Source organism: Pedobacter sp. FW305-3-2-15-E-R2A2 (genome assembly GCF_038446955.1).
In the GTDB taxonomy this organism is placed as follows: Bacteria; Bacteroidota; Bacteroidia; order Sphingobacteriales; family Sphingobacteriaceae; genus Pedobacter.
On sequence record NZ_CP151803.1, the window covers coordinates 3892876 to 3908517 of the forward strand.

The following is a 15642-nucleotide window of genomic DNA, read 5'->3' on the forward strand; positions in this document are numbered from 1 at the left end:
CTGCTTTAGATCATCATTAAAAGATCCTACAAAAATATATCCAGATGAAAAAGGTACTGATTACCGGAGCAACAGGCTTTGTTGGTTATCATTTGATCAATCAAGCATTGGCTGCCGGATTGGAAGTCTACGCTGCCGTTCGTCCGGACACGGACAGAGCACATTTAAAGGAGTTTGACATCCAATACACCCATCTGGATTATAGTTCCGTAGAGCGCCTTAAAATAGAGCTGGAAGAAAAACAATACCACTACATCATTCATGTGGCCGGAATCACCAAAGCGAAAACAAAGGAAACCTATAATAAGATCAATGCAGACTATTCCAGAAACCTGGCTTTAGCAGCAAGTACTGCTGCGATAGATTTGCATAAATTTGTATTTGTGAGCAGCCTGGCCGCTTTGGGCCCGCTGAGGGATTTAACGGCCGAGATTCAGGATGATACCGTCGGAAAACCGGTGACCAATTATGGCGCGAGTAAATTACTCGCAGAACAATACCTGGCTGAAATTCCCGGACTTCCCCTGATTGTGATCCGCCCTACTGCCGTATACGGTCCGAGGGAAAAAGACCTGTTTATCCTGTTCAACAGCATTAATAAAGGACTGGAACCTCATATCGGCAGTTTTACCCAACAATTAAGCTTTGTGTACGTAAAAGACCTTGCCGCAATACTCCTGAAAGCACTGTTCTCTCCTCTGGTGTCTAAACAATATAATGTTTCAGACGGTCATATTTACAATCGCTATGCCTTAGCAGATTTCATCAAAAAGGCTTTGCATAAAAAGACTTTCAAGTTCCACCTGCCTGTACCTATTGTAGGGGCAATGGCAACTTTAATGGATGTGTTTTATGCAAAGAGCAGGAATACTCCTGCTCTTAATAAAGAAAAGATGGCCGAACTCACCGCAATCAATTGGGCTTGTAATATCGACCATGTAAAAGCTGACCTGGGCTATGAACCGGAATACGACCTTGAAAAAGGACTGAATGAAACGGTTAGCTGGTATAAAAGCAATAACTGGTTATAGTTTTACCTTCGAGCTCAAAAATTTAAGGTATTTTTTATCATCCTCAAACAGCTCCTTACCTTCTAATTTGTAGGCATGGTGCAGGTAATCTGTGGCATGTTTTTCTTCTTTAAGCTCCAGATAGCTTTGTCCCATGCGCAGCAATACAAATGCACTGGGATCTTCAGCACCGTAAATCTGGTACGCGCGGTGTAAATGATCTAATGCTTCTTTGTATTTTTTCTCGCTGAAATAGGCATCACCAATGGACGCTGAAATCCATGCTGTTGCTTCCCAATCGTCTTTTGGTGCTGGCAAAACTTCCAAAGCTTTGTTAAACGCTGCAATAGCTCCGGAGAAATTCTCTTTGTCCATCTCTGCATTTCCTTCTTCACAGTACTGATCCAGCAATTCCTGCTGTTCTTCTGTGAGTTCCAGTTGCTCCTCATCTTTGTTCGGAACGAAATCCGTTTTAAAGGCTTCGAATTCCGCATCATCCATCAATGCGATCCTCAGGTAATCTGAGTTCTCATCCTGAAAAATCCGGCTGCCTTCTTTTTCATAGGCAATACCGAAATAAGTACGGGCATGATCCAGCTCCTTTAAAGCATAATAGATTGCTCCTGTAGTTAAAAAATGGCGTGTCGAACTGATCTTCTGATGATTCATTTTTTCTTTCAGATAATCCGTCTCTTCCAGGAAGAAAGGCAAAGCCTTTTCCAATGCTCCTGTTTGCTCATAAAAAGAGTAAATGCTGTCGAGCACTACTCCCCCCACGCTACTGTTTTCCTTAGGCCCGGAAATGGAACCATCGATCTGCAACAACAATTGTTCTGCAGCATCAAAATCTGAGGCCTCCGTTAAATCATAAACCTGGTCAATCTTATTGAAAAACTCTTCTTCTTGTTCGGCATTAAAATTCCCTTGTGTAGACATATTGTTTAAGCTTTAATGGTTTACGAATCTGACTAAGATACTACTTTTGATTCTCCATTTGCTTAATGATTTTATTTACTTCTGTCTCGGTTGCGCGCAACTTGTTCTGACAGAATTCAATGAGTTCAGAAGCCCGTTTCACCTTTTCTGCCAGAATATCCACAGAAACCGATTCTGTCTCTATTTCCTGAGCAATTTCGGCAAGCTCCCTATAAGCCAACTCATAAGTTAAATTCGTTTTCATCGTATGCTGATTTAGATTTTACAATTGTTTTTATTTCAGAATTCGCCAGCCTCACCGTCAATTCTGTGCCCACCTCTATCTGGTCCGCATTTCCGGCAATCTTTCCATCCACTTTAATAATGGCGAATCCCTTGTTCAGTATATTTTGCGGGCTCATGATCCTCATCACCGACTGGAAATGGGCAATGTGGGCCGTTTTATTCAATAAATACAGCTTGCTGTAAGATTGCAGGTTCAGCTGGAGGTTGCTCAGGTCTTTCCGCCTGTTGGAAATGATGATCCTCGGATTGGTGAGGACCATTCCGGATAAATTCATAATGTTTTTATGGTGCTCATGCAACAGGTTCCGGGTGGTATTGATTGTGATCTGATTGAGCCGCACCAGCCTGTCTTTATGATGATTGATCATTTGATAGGTCTTGATCAGGATCATTTTCTGCGTCGCAATCAGGTTGTCCTCAAAAGCCCGGTTATGGGCAATGATGAATTCTGCCGCTTTAGTGGGTGTTTTGGTAGACGTATGCGCCATTAAATCGGCAATGGTCTCATTCTTCTGATGCCCGATTCCGGTGATGACCGGAATGGGAAACTTGGCAATTGCCCGGTTAAGTTCATAATTGTCAAAAATCAGGAAGTCGGTCTGAGCACCACCTCCGCGAATAATGACCAGGGCATCATAAGGTTTTTGCGATTCGAAAACCTCAATAATTCTCGCCAGGAACTGCTTTGCGTTTCCATCGCCCTGCACCAAAGCAAAGTAATCGTCAATATGAAATTTATAGTCAAACGGGTTGTGCTCCAGGGTATGTTTAAAATCCTGAAATCCGGCAGAAGTATCCGAAGAGATGACCGCAATCCGCTGGATCACCTGATTGAGCGCCAGTTCGCTGTTCCTGGTGATGTAGCCATCCCCTGCTTTTTTGATAAAAGCCTGATTTTCCCGAAGCAGTCTTTCCAGGGTTTCTTTACGCTGTTGCTCAAATAAGCCCAGCGTGAAATTCGTGTCGATATCCAATAAATTGAGCTGCAGGCCAAAAGACGGATTATACTGTACCGATACCTGGATTAACACATTGATGTCGTTCTTGAATTTCTGACCGGTTGCTTTCTCAAAATTGCTAATATTCAGGGAGGCGTTACCCCATGCCCTGCCCGCAACCTTTGCCAGGATTTTCGCGGCCGTTTTATCTTTCTCCACCAGCTCAAAATAATGGTAATTGCTTTGAGGTTTATAGGTGTAATTGGTGATATCGGCAATGATCCAGAATGTTTTATGTCCGAAAGCCCCATCAATTACCTGTTGGATTTGACTGGTCAGCTCAGACAGCTTTATAGAAGGAATAGTGCTCAAGGGTTATAAATATCTATGATAATTGCCTAAAGTTAGGAATTCTAAAAACAAATCTACCCTTGTTACAGTTTATAATAGACGAAGAACAATAAATTTTTTATGAACGAAAATGCAAGAATACTATTGGGAGTATTTGCAGGGATGGCCGCCGGTGCCGCCCTGGGTTTATTACTGGCTCCGGAAAAAGGAAGCGATACCCGTGATGATTTGAGCCTTTCCTTAAAAGACCTCAGTCACCATCTTCAGGATGGGGCAGAAAATAAGATCGATCATTTAGAAAACATTAAAGATCGCCTGAGTAATGCGATCAGCCTTAGATTTGACCAGGATGATTACAATGATCATGTGGAACACGTATAGACAGATAGATGGGAAAAATTTACGATTACAAGGAGATTCACAATTTAAAGGATCTTAAAAATAAACAAAAGGAACTTCAGAACGACACTCAGCAGCATGAAGACTCGATCAAAAATGGAGTAAAAACCTATATCCATCAGTATAGCCCCGGTTATCTGATCAGTAAATACACGAAAAAGCCTAAAGAAAAGGTCAGTTCCTTATTTAACAAGGTGAAATCCTGGTTTGGTGGAAAAAAGAAAAGCTAGTATAAGGAGGTCAGACTGCTGCCATTACTATTGACTTCAAAGCTATGTTTGACCCCACATTTTAGGGCAAAATTGTTCTTTTGGTGGCCAACAGGGAAATCAAAACTGACCGGATAATTGTATTCTTTTACTTTTTCCTGAACGATGTCATAAAGGGTTTTGCCAAATTCCTCACCTGGATCATCGGGTTTTACTTTAAAGCCGCCGATGATCAGTCCTTGCAGCTGTTCCAGTTTTCCGGTCCGCTTCAGGTTCCAGAACATGCGGTCCAGACGGTACAAGTATTCTCCGGTATCTTCCAGAAACAGGATTTTACCTTCCGTCTTTAAATCCGATTTACTGCCTGCCAACGTTTCAATGATGCTGAGGTTCCCCCCAACAAGCACACCTTCGGTTTTCCCTGGCCTGTTAAAAGCATGCGGAGCTGCGCTATACTTTAACTGCTCCCCGCTCAATGCCTGCCGGATAGAAAGGATGGTCTCTATCTGAACCGGATCGGCAAGCGACCAGTCTGAAGGAAAACTATTGCACATTTTGGAATGTATAGAAGCAATCCCGTATTTACGGTTAAGGTGGCAATGTAGTACCGTCACATCGCTAAATCCGATCATCCATTTCGGACTGGCTACAAAGCGGTCAAAATTCAGCAGGTCAATGATGCGGACGGCGCCATAGCCTCCCCTCGCACACATAATGGCCTTTAAATCCGGATCGTCGAGCATGTTCTGCATGTCCAGCATCCGTTCCTGATCGGATCCTCCGAAAGTAAAATCCCTTCTGTCTACGGTCTTTCCTATTTTAACACGAAAGCCCCAGCTTTCCATCAATTGAATGGAAGGTAATATCTCCGCCATGGTAATGAAGCCCGCCGGACAAGTGATCCCTATGGTATCTCCTGCCTTTAAATAGCCGGGAATTTTTACTACCGCTGCTGGCTCCGGTATTGCTGAGCTTCCAAAAGATTTTAATGCCGGAAATGTTGCGCCCGCCATCGCCATAAAAGAAAGAAAATGTTTCCTGTTCATTTTGCAGATTGCTATACACAATGATAAGGGTAATTCCGGACATCGCCAGTTTACTCCATCGTTTTCGTAATTTTTTTAGCCGATAAAGCCGGTTTCTGAACGCTTTCTATCCGAAGAAAAGTATATTAGCTTAAAACAACCGTTGCAGTTACCTCTGATCATCGGAAAAAGTTAGCTCACCAAATATGAAGAAATACCTGATCCTGGCGCTTTTGAGCGGGTGTCTGCAAGTCAACGCGCAGACTAAAAATGTAGGTTTTATCCCCTATAAGGACGGAAATAAAATTGATGTGCTTATTGATGGCCGTCATTTCAGTAGTTTTCTCTATTCCAGTCAGCTCGAAAAACCGATCTTATATCCTTTAAATACAGCAAGCGGACTCACCATTACCCGTGGATTTCCACTGGAGACCAGGGATCAGGAAAGAACAGACCATCCGCACCATGTGGGCTTATGGCTAAATTATGAAAGCGTGAACGGCCTCGATTTCTGGAACAATTCCTATAACATCCCCGCAGAGAAAAAGAGCAAATATGGGTGGATCAGGTCCGTGGAGGTCCTTCAGACGAAAGATGGAGCGAAAGAAGGAAAGCTAGTTTATACCGCAAACTGGGAAAGACAAGATCAGCATGTATTGCTGAAAGAACGGACTACCCTGATTTTTTCAGGGACAGCGCATACCAGAACTGTCGACAGGATCACGACGCTGACTGCAGTAAAGGATACCGTTTATTTCAAAGATGTAAAAGATGGAATGCTCGGCTTACGGGTGACCAAAGAACTGGAACTGCCTTCCAATCAGGTGGCCGAGTTTAGCGATAGCCAGGGAAACCGGACCAAAGTATCTGCTTCCACAAACGGGGCAAACGGAGATTACCTGACGAGTGCAGGAAAAAAAGGAAATGAGGCTTGGGGTACCAGAGCCGACTGGTGTTTGTTGTCCGGAGTAAAGGACGGACAGGAAATCTCTGTGGCTATGATTGACCACCCTAAAAATCCCGGATACCCTACCTATTGGCATGCCCGTGATTATGGCTTGTTCGCCGCAAATCCATTGGGTCAGGAAGTGTTCAGCAAAGGAAAGGAAAGTTTGAACCTGCGCTTACTGCCGGGAACATCGGTTACCTTCCGTTACCGGATCCTCCTTACTTCCTCAGAAAAACCAGGCATTGTCACCCTGCAACAACAAGCATTAGAATTTAGTAAAAAAAAATAAGAACCACCTAAAAACAGAAGTAAACACACACAAATGAAAAGTAAAAAATTATTAATTTTAGCCGCTTTATTCCTGGGAACTGCACCCATGACCCTACAGGCCCAGAGCCAGAAATGGCAAAACCTGTTTAATGGAAAAGACCTGAGCGGATGGAAACAACTTAACGGACAAGCAAAATATGAAGTAGTTAACGGGGAAATTGTGGGTACTACCGTCTCCAATCAACCCAACTCCTTTCTGACCACTGAGAAAAATTACGGCGACTTTATCCTCGAGCTGGAACTATGGGTAGATCCTTCCATGAATTCCGGGGTGCAGATCCGTAGCGAAAGTAAGGCTGATTATTCAAATGGCAGGGTTCATGGCTATCAGGTAGAGATCGATCCTTCCGACAGACAGTTTAGCGGTGGGATTTATGACGAATCAAGAAGAGGCTGGCTATATCCTTTGGACATCAACCCGCAGGGAAAAGCGGCCTTCAAAAATAACCAATGGAACAAATATCGGGTAGAATGTATTGGCAATTCCATCAGAACCTGGGTAAATGGTGTTCCGACAGCAAATGTCGTAGATGCCATGACACCTAGCGGATTTATCGCCTTACAGGTTCATAGTATCGGTAAAAATGACCAACCGGGGAAACAGATTCGCTGGCGCAATATCCGGATTCAGACCACAAACCTTAGACCTTCTAAAAATGATGGAATATTTGTTGTGAACCTCGTGCCAAACGACCTGTCCTCTCAGGAAAAAGCAGAAGGCTATTCCTTGTTATGGGATGGTAAAACGAGTAAAGGATGGAAAGGTGCTTATAAATCAACTTTTCCTTCAAGTGGCTGGTTAATTAAGGATGGTGAATTGAGCGTACAGAAATCAAACGGCGGAGAATCTACCAATGGTGGTGATATCGTAACCGAGAAACAATATTCCGCATTTGAATTAAAATTCGATTTCAAATTAACCGAAGGTGCCAATAGCGGGATTAAATACTTTGTAACCCTCACAGAAGGAAACAAAGGTTCGGCAATCGGCCCGGAATATCAGATTCTTGACGATGCAAAACATCCGGATGCAAAACTTGGAAAAGACGGCAACCGTACATTGGGCTCTTTATATGACCTGATGACCAGCAAAAAGATCCCAAATGCACAAAAGAAAATTGGAGAATGGAACAGAGGCCTGATCAGGGTCTATCCGGATAATAAAATTGAATATTGGCTGAACGGCTATAAGATCCTGGAATATACCAGAGGATCTGCAGAATTTCTTGCCCTGGTAGCAGACAGCAAATATAAAAACTGGAAAGATTTCGGAATGGCACCAAAAGGACATATCCTGATTCAGGACCATGGTGATCAGGTTTCTTTTAGAAGTATTAAATTAAAACAACTTTAAATCCCCCTGTTTATGTTATCCTCAAGAAGAAAATTCATCAAACAATCGGCAATTGCCGCGGCAGGAACCTATATGGGAACAATGGGTTTAAGTGCAAAAAGCTATGGAAATATCATTGGCGCCAACGACCGGGTCAGGGTTGGTGTGGTCGGCTTCTCTGACCGCTTTGCAGGCTCCCTCCTGCCTAGTTTCTTAAACCACCATAAAGAACTCAACTTTGATATGGTAGCGGTCTCAGACCTCTGGAATTACCGCAGGAACCTGGGCGTAGATCTGCTCAAAACTAAATTCGGACATGACATCACTGCCTGCCGCAACAATGAAGAATTATACAACCTGAAAGATATTGATGCAGTGATTGTCAGTACTGCCGATTTTCAGCACGCAGTGCATGCCATCGAAGCCATCAGGGCCAACTGTGATGTCTATTGCGAGAAACCCTTTGCAGAAACAATGGAAGACGCACGCGCAGCCTTGAAGGCGGTGAAAGCATCAAAACAAATTGTTCAGATCGGCTCTCAAAGAAGAAGCGGCGGGAACTATAAAGCAGCCTCTAAATTTATCCAGGATGGGAAATTTGGCGACATCACGATGGTCGAGCTGAGCTGGAATGTAAACCAGCCCGGCCGATGGCGCAGACCTGAACTCGTTGCGAAATTAAAACAGGAGGATACCGATTGGAAACGCTTCCTCATCAACCGTCCTTTTGAAGAATGGGATCCCCGCAAATACCTGGAATATCGTTTGTTCTGGCCCTATTCCTCTGGAATGCCCGGACAATGGATGTCGCACCAGATTGATACGGTACATTGGTTTACCGGACTCCAGCATCCGAGAAGCGTGGTGGCCAATGGCGGGATCTACCAGTGGAAAGATGGCCGCCGGAACTGGGATACCACGACGGCAGTGTTTGACTATGGTAAGGCCGATGATCCGCAAAATGGATTTCAGGTGGTCTTCACTTCAAGGATGCACAATGGTGATGAAAACCCTGCGGAAATCTATTATGCCAATGGCGGAGAATTGAACCTGAATACCAATATGGTTTCTCCAAAAGGTGGATTAAAGGCAAATGCGGCCAGTGCGATGCACATGCAGCCCAACCTCCTGCCGGAATTAAAGCTGACCGATATGGTGGAGAAAGTGGCTGCTTCCGCCAATACAGGTGGAGACAAGCTGACTTCTGCCCATATGAGGAACTGGATGGAATGTGTGCGCAGCCGGGAACAAACGAATGCGCCGGTAGAAGCCGGTTATTACCATTCCATTGCAAATATCATGACCAACGCTGCCGCAAGAACCGGCAAAAAAGCGACCTTCGATGAAAAGACACAGGAAGTGATGGTGGATGGTAAAGTATTTAAATATTAAACATGTTCAGAAGAGAATTCATACAAAATACAGGTATCCTCGCCGGCGGATTATTACTGCCTAAGGATATGTTTGGAAAAACGACTGCCGGAGATCCGGAAGGAAGAATCAAAGTCGCCATTATTGGCTGTGGAGACCGGGGAAAAGGACTGCTTCATATTGCAGCCCAGCTCCCCGCGGAGTTTGAAGTCGCGGCAATTTGTGATGTACTGGATTTCAGGCTCAAAGAAACCTTGAAACAACGGCCGGGATTAAAGCAATATCAGGATTACCGTGCCCTGCTTGATGATAAAACCATCAGGGCAGTATTTATTTCTACGCCTTTAAATATGCATTTTCCGATTGCCGTAGCTGCACTGAATGCCGGAAAGCATGTATATCTCGAAAAAACAATGACCTATAACATTGCTGAAGCCTTAGACCTGGTGAAGATTGTGAAACAACATCCGGATCAGATTCTGCAGGTAGGTCATCAATACCGTTATGCCCCCATTTACTATAAGGTCAAAGAAATGATCGATAAAGGCTACCTGGGGAAAGTAACTCAGATTGACAGTCGCTGGGACAGGAACAACAATTGGCGCAGAAGTGTTCCGGACCCTTCACTGGAAAGAAAGATCAACTGGCGGATGTATAAAGAATATTCCGGAGGTCTGATGGCAGAACTGCTTTCTCATCAGATGGATTTCATCAACTGGGCCTTTGACACCCATCCTCAGGAAATCTTCGCCACTGGTGGAATCGACTTTTACAAGGATGGCAGGGAGACTTATGACAATGTCCAGGTGATGTTCCGCTATGCAAAAGAAGGAATGATCGGAAACTTTGGAACCACACTGGCCAACGAACGCGACAGCTATTTGTTTAAACTGAAGGGCACAAAAGGAACGATTTCCTTATTGGTCAATGAAGCTATATTTTACCCTGAAAAAAGCAATAAAAAGGAACTGGAAACCGTTGACGGGGTGACCGGTGCCACAAAAATTGTTTGGGACAAGGACGGTGGAATTCCAATAAAAACGGATCTTCCGGCTAAAGATGGCACATATTATTCCCTGAAAGACTTTCATCGCTCTATCGTAGAGAAAAAACAACCAGACTCCAATGTGATCACCGGAGCGACAACAGCGATATGCGTACACCTTGCCAATAAAGCGTTGTATGAGGAACGCATAGAGAAATGGGACAGCAGGTATAATGTTTAATTTCCTTGTCCGCAGAAATGCTGGTAAATATGACGCTTTACCAGTTCTTCTGCGGACAGGTTACTTTGTATCGGTTGTTTAGTAAAATCCCTAATACCACCTCATGGCTCCCTGTACTTACTTTACCTAACTCGGAAGTCGTAAAATCATAAGAATAGCCCAACACAAAGAGAGAACTGACGTTAAAGCCTGCAAGCACAGCAAAGGCATCGTTAGACCGGTAGCTCCCCCCTAGCCAGAACTTGTCTTTAAAAGCAAACTTCAAGTTTACATCTGTTGATACCGGCGCCGGATTCACATATTTGAACATCACAGAAGGCAAAGCGGCGATCTCATCGCTGAGGAAAAACTTATAGCCTCCGGTGAAGAAAACATGGGGCACCTGTTTCCCTTGATTATACGTAGCATCTTCACTGAAACTAATCGGCCTGTTCAGGAGCTGCTGCGCAGAAAGCCCTGCAAAAAAGTTGGCCCCATAAAGCCAGAGTCCCGCTGCCAGATCGGGTTTTAATTTATTATTCGCATTTTCCGCCACTGCAGGATCAAAACTATTCTCCAGACTGATCTTGGAAATGTCCAGAATCAGCCTCGAAATGCCCGCTGCTACGCCGACACTCAGATTCAGTTTTGGGGAAAGGCCCAGGTGGTAAGCATAAGTTATTTTGAAATCACTACTCGTAATCGGACCTGTTCTATCTACCACCCCATAAACACCTACCCCATGGTGTGGCTCTGAAGCCATATAGGTATGTACAAAATTTCTCTTCATCGGGTTATTTCCCTTTTCATCAAAAGAGTTGGAATTGCCATACAGGTATTGTTTTCCCAAAGGCATGTGCACGGAAAAATAGGCCGTAATCGGTGCCTGGTCTATCCCACGCCACTGATTTCTGTATCCGAATTTAACATCTGTATAGTTCTCTATCCCGGAAATGGCGGGATTCAATATATAGTTGTTAAATATATACTGGGTATACTGAGGCCTTTGTTGTGCCTCACACAACATGGCAATACTCATTAATAGATAGGTAAGCAGGGCTCCTTTAGACACGCCACTAATCTATATAGATATAATTAGTTAAACAAATTTCTATTTACCAAATATTTTATCGTAAAATCAATAATATTGCATTTATTAAATTTTATTGATTTTTAAATCAAATTAATGACTATTATACCGGAACACAGATGGGATTATCAAAAAAAAACGCCTTCATTATGCATGAAGGCGTTTTTTTTGATAATTTCTTTAATGCTTACCAGAAGGCAGAATATAAGGCAACGATTAAAGTGATGATGATCAATGCGCCAATCGCGAATGACGTAGATACTTTAAACATCTTCACATCGATCTCCAGACCTTTAGGAACGATTCCTTTTTTGTTCTCATAAATACTAATCAGGTACATACCCAGGATACAGACCGCGAAAACGATCAGCATTCTATCCATAAATGGAATTTCAAATACACCTGAAGAATTGGCTACTGCCCATCCGTATTCATATAAACCTGAAAGGTCAACCCATCCGGGTAAGAATTTAAGGACCACCGACACAATGAAACCACCGATGGTAGCAAATAATGCCGCATTAGAGGTTGTTTTCTTCCAGAAGAATCCAAGAATGAACATGGCAAAGATTCCAGGAGATACAAATCCGGTATATTCCTGAATGTATTGGAATCCTTGTTTTCCTTCTCCCATCAGGGCGTCACCTACGATCAGCGAAAGCACTACGGCAATCAGCATAGATACCACTACGGTAATCTTTCCTACATTGACCATTCTTTGTTCTCCCGCATTGGGCTCAAATGCTTTTTTATAAATATCAAGGGTAAAAATCGTGGCAATACTGTTTGCTTTTCCGGCAAGGGAAGCAACAATGGCAGCAGTTAATGCCGCAAAGGAAAGCCCTTTTAAACCAACCGGCAACAGACCAAGTAAGGCCGGGTAAGCTTTGTTTGGATCCTGCACACCGGAAGCGGTCAGTAAACTGCTTCCATTTATTCCACCCATATTGTCTTTAACGATTAAATATACGGCAATACCAGGAATCACGACAATCACCGGCATCAGCATTTTCAAAAAGGCTGCAAATAAAAGACCTGATCTGGCAACTGGTAACGAAGCACCCAGCGCTCTTTGCGTAATATACTGATTACAACCCCAGTAACTCAGGTTGGCAATCCACATCCCTCCGATCAGTACACTTAATCCGGGAAGGTCCATATAATTCGCGTTATCCTTTTTAAAGATCAGGTGGAAATGTTCTGAAGCACCCGTCCTTAATAGTCCGAATCCTTTAACGATTCCTTGTCCACCGGAGATCAGGTTTAAAGCGATATAAGTCGCTACCAATCCACCGAGAATCAAAAAGAAAACCTGGATCACATCGGTATAACCAATTACCTTCATTCCGCCAAGGGTAATGAAAATGGCAAAGATGGCCAGTGCAAGGATACAGGCGGTAAGGTCAAGTCCTGAGATGCCACTGATGGCCAATGCCCCCAGATAAAGGATAGACATCAGGTTCACCACAATGTACAGCATCAACCAGAATACAGCCATGATCATCGCTACTTTTTCATTGTACCGCTGACTCAGGAACTGAGGCATAGTAAAGATCTTATTCTTTAGATAGACCGGCATAAAGAACACTGCAACAATAATTAATGTTGCGGAAGCCATCCACTCGTAAGCAGAAATGGCGAGGCCGAGTTTAAATCCGGAGCCGCTCATTCCAATCATCTGCTCTGCAGAGATATTAGAGGCAATCAGGGAGGCGCCGATGGCCCACCAGGTTAAAGAACCTTCGGCTAAAAAATAGTCTTTGGAGTCTGCCGATGCAGTCTTCTTTTTGTAATAGATCCAGAAACCGTAGGAGGATACGATGACGAAGTAAACGAAAAATACGATGTAATCGTATTTGTGAAGTGAGCTCATTGTGGTTTAAATGTTGATTAGCTAGCTAAAATATAAATTTATTTGGCATAACTTTCAGAAAGTAGCAGAAAAGCCAAATAAATTTAAATGCGGGCTTAGGACTGAAGTTGATCAGGAGGTCGATTCCGGAATCAAAGGCTTTGGTTTATAGACAAATTGCAAATAAACAAGGGCAAGTAAGGTAATTCCTGTACAATAATTGAAAGTAACCGGAATCATCGCCAGGTCATCGATAAACAACCATCCTGCGAGCAATGCGCCTAATCCGATACCGGCTTCCAATGCGATGTACATGGTGGCCATTGCCTTCCCGCGGTGGAGCGGATTACTCAGGTCTACCGTCCAGGCCGTGGCCGTTGGAGATAACATACCTGTGGCAACACCATAGAGTGCTGAAGCTGACATCAGCATCACTGAAGAGTCTGATACGGCGATCCAGAACAGGGAGATGGCCAGCAGGCACAAAGAGATTTTTAATATGATGGCTCTTCCATAACGGTCTGAAGCCTTTCCTGCTACAAAACGGATCAAAAGGGAGGTCAAGGTAAAAACCATAAAAAACAGCCCTTTGTTACTCGTTCCAAGGTGTTTACTCCAGTCGGATATCACAGTAAGGATCGCACCATAGCTGACATAACTCAGAAAAATGATGATCACCGATGGGATTACCCGCCATTCGATAATGTCTTTTCTGTTGATCTTTAAATGAGCAAATTTAAATTTCTCTTTATTGGCTAAGGTTTCTTTCATGTTCGCCAGGATCACAATAGACAACAGCGCGAACAGTGAGGAACAATAGAAAAGTATATTGATGGAGTAATGATCGGTAATGGTGCTGCCGATTGCAGGTCCGATCGCCAGTCCGGTGCTGAAGCAAACGCCATGAACTCCCATGGCTTCTCCCCATCGGTTAACCGGAACAAGGTCTGCAACATAGGCCGCGGTAGCTGTAGGTTTAAATCCGGTAGAAAAGCCATGGATTAACCGCAGAAAAAGGAAGCCAGCAACGGTAGTCAGCAATGGATACAGGAAACCGCAGACAAAACAAACGAGTGACCCTACGGCCATCACGGGAACCCGGCCAATGGTATCGGTCAGCTTTCCGCTGAATGGCCTGGATATTCCTGCGGTAAGTGTAAATAAGGCAATGATCAATCCTTTATACTCTGCTCCTCCCATATTGCTTAAATAGGCAGGCAATTCAGGAATCAGCATGTTGAAACTTGCAGAAAAGAGAAAGGAGCTTAAACAAACAAGTCCAAACTGTAAAGTATAAATGGTATCGGAAGATCGTTGCATCGGAAAGGAATGGATATCCGCCAAAGATAGGTAAATATCATTCTTATGAAACCCTTTACCCGACTGATTTGTTACAAAAACAAAGCTATTCATATGAAAAAGGAACAAGAGAAAAACATCCGACCGAAGCAACATCAGGACCGGCAACCGGGATTGGAAACACTGATGAAGCCCGCACCGGAGTATGAACCAGCTGAAAGGAAATTGAAGCTGGAAGGGAAGGTAGCACTCATTACCGGTGGCGACAGTGGCATTGGCCGTGCAGTAGCGCTCGCTTTTGCGCAGGAAGGTGCCGATGTACTGATCAGTTACCTGAATGAGCATGAGGATGCACAAACGACGATAGCTGCTGTCGAGAAAATGGGCCGGAAAGGGATTGCGGTCTCCGGTGATATCTCAAATGAAAAACATTGTAAAAAGCTTATTAATCAGGTCATCAAAGCATTCGGGCAACTCGATATACTGGTCAACAATGCCGCTGTTCAGTATCCGCAGGATGGTCTGGAAAAGATTACAGCGGCACAATTGGAAAAGACTTTCAGAACCAATGTCTTCCCTCATTTTTACCTCAGCAAGGCAGCCCTGAAATACCTTAAAGAAGGAAGTAGTATTATCTGTACCACTTCAGTCACCGCTTACCGTGGCAGTGATCATTTAATTGATTATGCGGCGACTAAAAGCGCAATAGCAGGTTTTATCAGGTCGTTGTCGACTGCGCTTGCTTCAAGGAAAATCAGGGTCAATGGGGTCGCACCGGGACCAATCTGGACTCCGCTTATTCCTGCATCCTTCCCTCCTGCGCATGTAGCCACTTTCGGATCAGATGTTCCCCTGAAAAGAGCCGGGGAACCAAATGAGGTAGCGCCATGTTATGTCTTCCTCGCTTCTGAAGATGCCAGTTATATGACCGGACAGGTATTGCATCCAAATGGCGGTGAGATCATTAACGGATAAATCTATTATTGTTAGCATATTTTATTTTTTAATACTAAAATAATTAGTAATATTGTATCTCCGTTATTCAACGATACCGAACGGA

At 43.8% G+C, this 15642-nt stretch carries 15 protein-coding genes; 8 read left to right on the forward strand and 7 right to left on the reverse strand.

The genetic code is table 11. The annotated features are described in order from the left end of the window. The first annotated feature begins 44 nt into the window (after positions 1-44). Positions 45-1031 carry an NAD(P)-dependent oxidoreductase gene (locus AAFF35_RS15475; RefSeq protein WP_342327422.1) on the forward strand — a complete coding sequence of 329 codons (987 nt, stop codon included), beginning with the start codon at positions 45-47 and terminating at the stop codon, positions 1029-1031. Here AAFF35_RS15475 and AAFF35_RS15480 read toward each other — a convergent pair. From AAFF35_RS15480 to xseA, 3 genes are read right to left on the reverse strand one after another with little or no spacing between them, the layout of a single operon-like run. Then, entirely contained in the window at positions 1026-1946 is a 921-nt protein-coding gene (locus AAFF35_RS15480) for a tetratricopeptide repeat protein (protein WP_342327423.1), read from the reverse strand. The two genes, AAFF35_RS15475 and AAFF35_RS15480, sit on opposite strands and share 6 nt — an antisense overlap. A gap of 40 nt (positions 1947-1986) precedes the next feature. Further along, a complete protein-coding gene (gene xseB, locus AAFF35_RS15485; RefSeq protein ID WP_069381539.1) occupies positions 1987-2190 on the reverse strand; it encodes an exodeoxyribonuclease VII small subunit in 204 nt (67 codons plus the stop codon). Then, complete coding sequence (xseA, locus tag AAFF35_RS15490) at positions 2168-3541, reverse strand: exodeoxyribonuclease VII large subunit (RefSeq protein ID WP_342327424.1); 1374 nt, start codon at positions 3539-3541, stop codon at positions 2168-2170. Before xseA ends, xseB begins: the two co-directional genes overlap by 23 nt. Positions 3542-3640: 99 nt before the next feature. On the opposite strand from xseA, the gene AAFF35_RS15495 reads away from it, so the two are divergent. Together AAFF35_RS15495 and AAFF35_RS15500 are read left to right on the forward strand one after the other, a co-directional pair. Beyond that, a complete protein-coding gene (locus AAFF35_RS15495; protein ID WP_342327425.1) occupies positions 3641-3901 on the forward strand; it encodes a YtxH domain-containing protein in 261 nt (86 codons plus the stop codon). An 8-nt stretch (positions 3902-3909) separates the two neighbouring features. Further along, positions 3910-4149 (forward strand): hypothetical protein, encoded by a 240-nt coding sequence (locus tag AAFF35_RS15500; protein WP_342327426.1) that lies wholly within the window; start codon positions 3910-3912, stop codon positions 4147-4149. On the opposite strand, the gene AAFF35_RS15505 is transcribed toward AAFF35_RS15500, so the two are convergent. Further along, positions 4146-5174 (reverse strand): LD-carboxypeptidase, encoded by a 1029-nt coding sequence (locus AAFF35_RS15505; protein WP_342327427.1) that lies wholly within the window; start codon positions 5172-5174, stop codon positions 4146-4148. The genes AAFF35_RS15500 and AAFF35_RS15505 overlap by 4 nt on opposite strands. Before the next feature lie 185 nt (positions 5175-5359). Here AAFF35_RS15505 and AAFF35_RS15510 point away from each other — a divergent pair, with 185 nt between their 5' ends. From AAFF35_RS15510 to AAFF35_RS15525, 4 genes are read left to right on the forward strand one after another with little or no spacing between them, the layout of a single operon-like run. Beyond that, complete coding sequence (locus AAFF35_RS15510; RefSeq protein ID WP_342327428.1) at positions 5360-6391, forward strand: PmoA family protein; 1032 nt, start codon at positions 5360-5362, stop codon at positions 6389-6391. Positions 6392-6424: 33 nt separating this feature from the next. Beyond that, the gene (locus AAFF35_RS15515) at positions 6425-7786 is read left to right on the forward strand and encodes a DUF1080 domain-containing protein (protein ID WP_342327429.1); all 1362 of its coding nucleotides are present in this window, start codon (positions 6425-6427) and stop codon (positions 7784-7786) included. Positions 7787-7798: 12 nt separating this feature from the next. Continuing rightward, a complete protein-coding gene (locus AAFF35_RS15520; RefSeq protein WP_342327430.1) occupies positions 7799-9157 on the forward strand; it encodes a Gfo/Idh/MocA family oxidoreductase in 1359 nt (452 codons plus the stop codon). A gap of 2 nt (positions 9158-9159) precedes the next feature. Beyond that, positions 9160-10362 carry a Gfo/Idh/MocA family oxidoreductase gene (locus tag AAFF35_RS15525; protein WP_342327431.1) on the forward strand — a complete coding sequence of 401 codons (1203 nt, stop codon included), beginning with the start codon at positions 9160-9162 and terminating at the stop codon, positions 10360-10362. Between the two features lie 37 nt (positions 10363-10399). Here the strand turns inward: AAFF35_RS15525 and AAFF35_RS15530 are convergent, their stop codons facing one another. From AAFF35_RS15530 to AAFF35_RS15540, 3 genes are all read right to left on the reverse strand, one after another. Beyond that, positions 10400-11380 (reverse strand): type IX secretion system membrane protein PorP/SprF, encoded by a 981-nt coding sequence (locus AAFF35_RS15530; protein ID WP_342327432.1) that lies wholly within the window; start codon positions 11378-11380, stop codon positions 10400-10402. Positions 11381-11618: 238 nt separating this feature from the next. Further along, the gene (locus AAFF35_RS15535) at positions 11619-13304 is read right to left on the reverse strand and encodes a sodium/sugar symporter (protein WP_342327433.1); all 1686 of its coding nucleotides are present in this window, start codon (positions 13302-13304) and stop codon (positions 11619-11621) included. Between the two features lie 111 nt (positions 13305-13415). Further along, the gene (locus AAFF35_RS15540; protein ID WP_342327434.1) at positions 13416-14603 is read right to left on the reverse strand and encodes an MFS transporter; all 1188 of its coding nucleotides are present in this window, start codon (positions 14601-14603) and stop codon (positions 13416-13418) included. Positions 14604-14696: 93 nt separating this feature from the next. On the opposite strand from AAFF35_RS15540, the gene AAFF35_RS15545 reads away from it, so the two are divergent. Next, complete coding sequence (locus tag AAFF35_RS15545) at positions 14697-15557, forward strand: SDR family oxidoreductase (RefSeq protein WP_342327435.1); 861 nt, start codon at positions 14697-14699, stop codon at positions 15555-15557. Positions 15558-15642: the final 85 nt, after the last annotated feature.

What these genes read in the sequence shown, in the direction of transcription:
- AAFF35_RS15475 (WP_342327422.1), top strand. Translation starts at nt 45, where the DNA reads ATGAAAAAGGTACTGATTACCGGAGCAACAGGCTTTGTTGGTTATCAT.
- AAFF35_RS15480 (WP_342327423.1), bottom strand. Translation starts at nt 1,946, where the DNA reads ATGTCTACACAAGGGAATTTTAATGCCGAACAAGAAGAAGAGTTTTTC.
- xseB (WP_069381539.1), bottom strand. Translation starts at nt 2,190, where the DNA reads ATGAAAACGAATTTAACTTATGAGTTGGCTTATAGGGAGCTTGCCGAA.
- AAFF35_RS15495 (WP_342327425.1), top strand. Translation starts at nt 3,641, where the DNA reads ATGAACGAAAATGCAAGAATACTATTGGGAGTATTTGCAGGGATGGCC.
- AAFF35_RS15500 (WP_342327426.1), top strand. Translation starts at nt 3,910, where the DNA reads ATGGGAAAAATTTACGATTACAAGGAGATTCACAATTTAAAGGATCTT.
- AAFF35_RS15505 (WP_342327427.1), bottom strand. Translation starts at nt 5,174, where the DNA reads ATGAACAGGAAACATTTTCTTTCTTTTATGGCGATGGCGGGCGCAACA.
- AAFF35_RS15510 (WP_342327428.1), top strand. Translation starts at nt 5,360, where the DNA reads ATGAAGAAATACCTGATCCTGGCGCTTTTGAGCGGGTGTCTGCAAGTC.
- AAFF35_RS15515 (WP_342327429.1), top strand. Translation starts at nt 6,425, where the DNA reads ATGAAAAGTAAAAAATTATTAATTTTAGCCGCTTTATTCCTGGGAACT.
- AAFF35_RS15520 (WP_342327430.1), top strand. Translation starts at nt 7,799, where the DNA reads ATGTTATCCTCAAGAAGAAAATTCATCAAACAATCGGCAATTGCCGCG.
- AAFF35_RS15525 (WP_342327431.1), top strand. Translation starts at nt 9,160, where the DNA reads ATGTTCAGAAGAGAATTCATACAAAATACAGGTATCCTCGCCGGCGGA.
- AAFF35_RS15530 (WP_342327432.1), bottom strand. Translation starts at nt 11,380, where the DNA reads ATGAGTATTGCCATGTTGTGTGAGGCACAACAAAGGCCTCAGTATACC.
- AAFF35_RS15535 (WP_342327433.1), bottom strand. Translation starts at nt 13,304, where the DNA reads ATGAGCTCACTTCACAAATACGATTACATCGTATTTTTCGTTTACTTC.
- AAFF35_RS15540 (WP_342327434.1), bottom strand. Translation starts at nt 14,603, where the DNA reads ATGCAACGATCTTCCGATACCATTTATACTTTACAGTTTGGACTTGTT.
- AAFF35_RS15545 (WP_342327435.1), top strand. Translation starts at nt 14,697, where the DNA reads ATGAAAAAGGAACAAGAGAAAAACATCCGACCGAAGCAACATCAGGAC.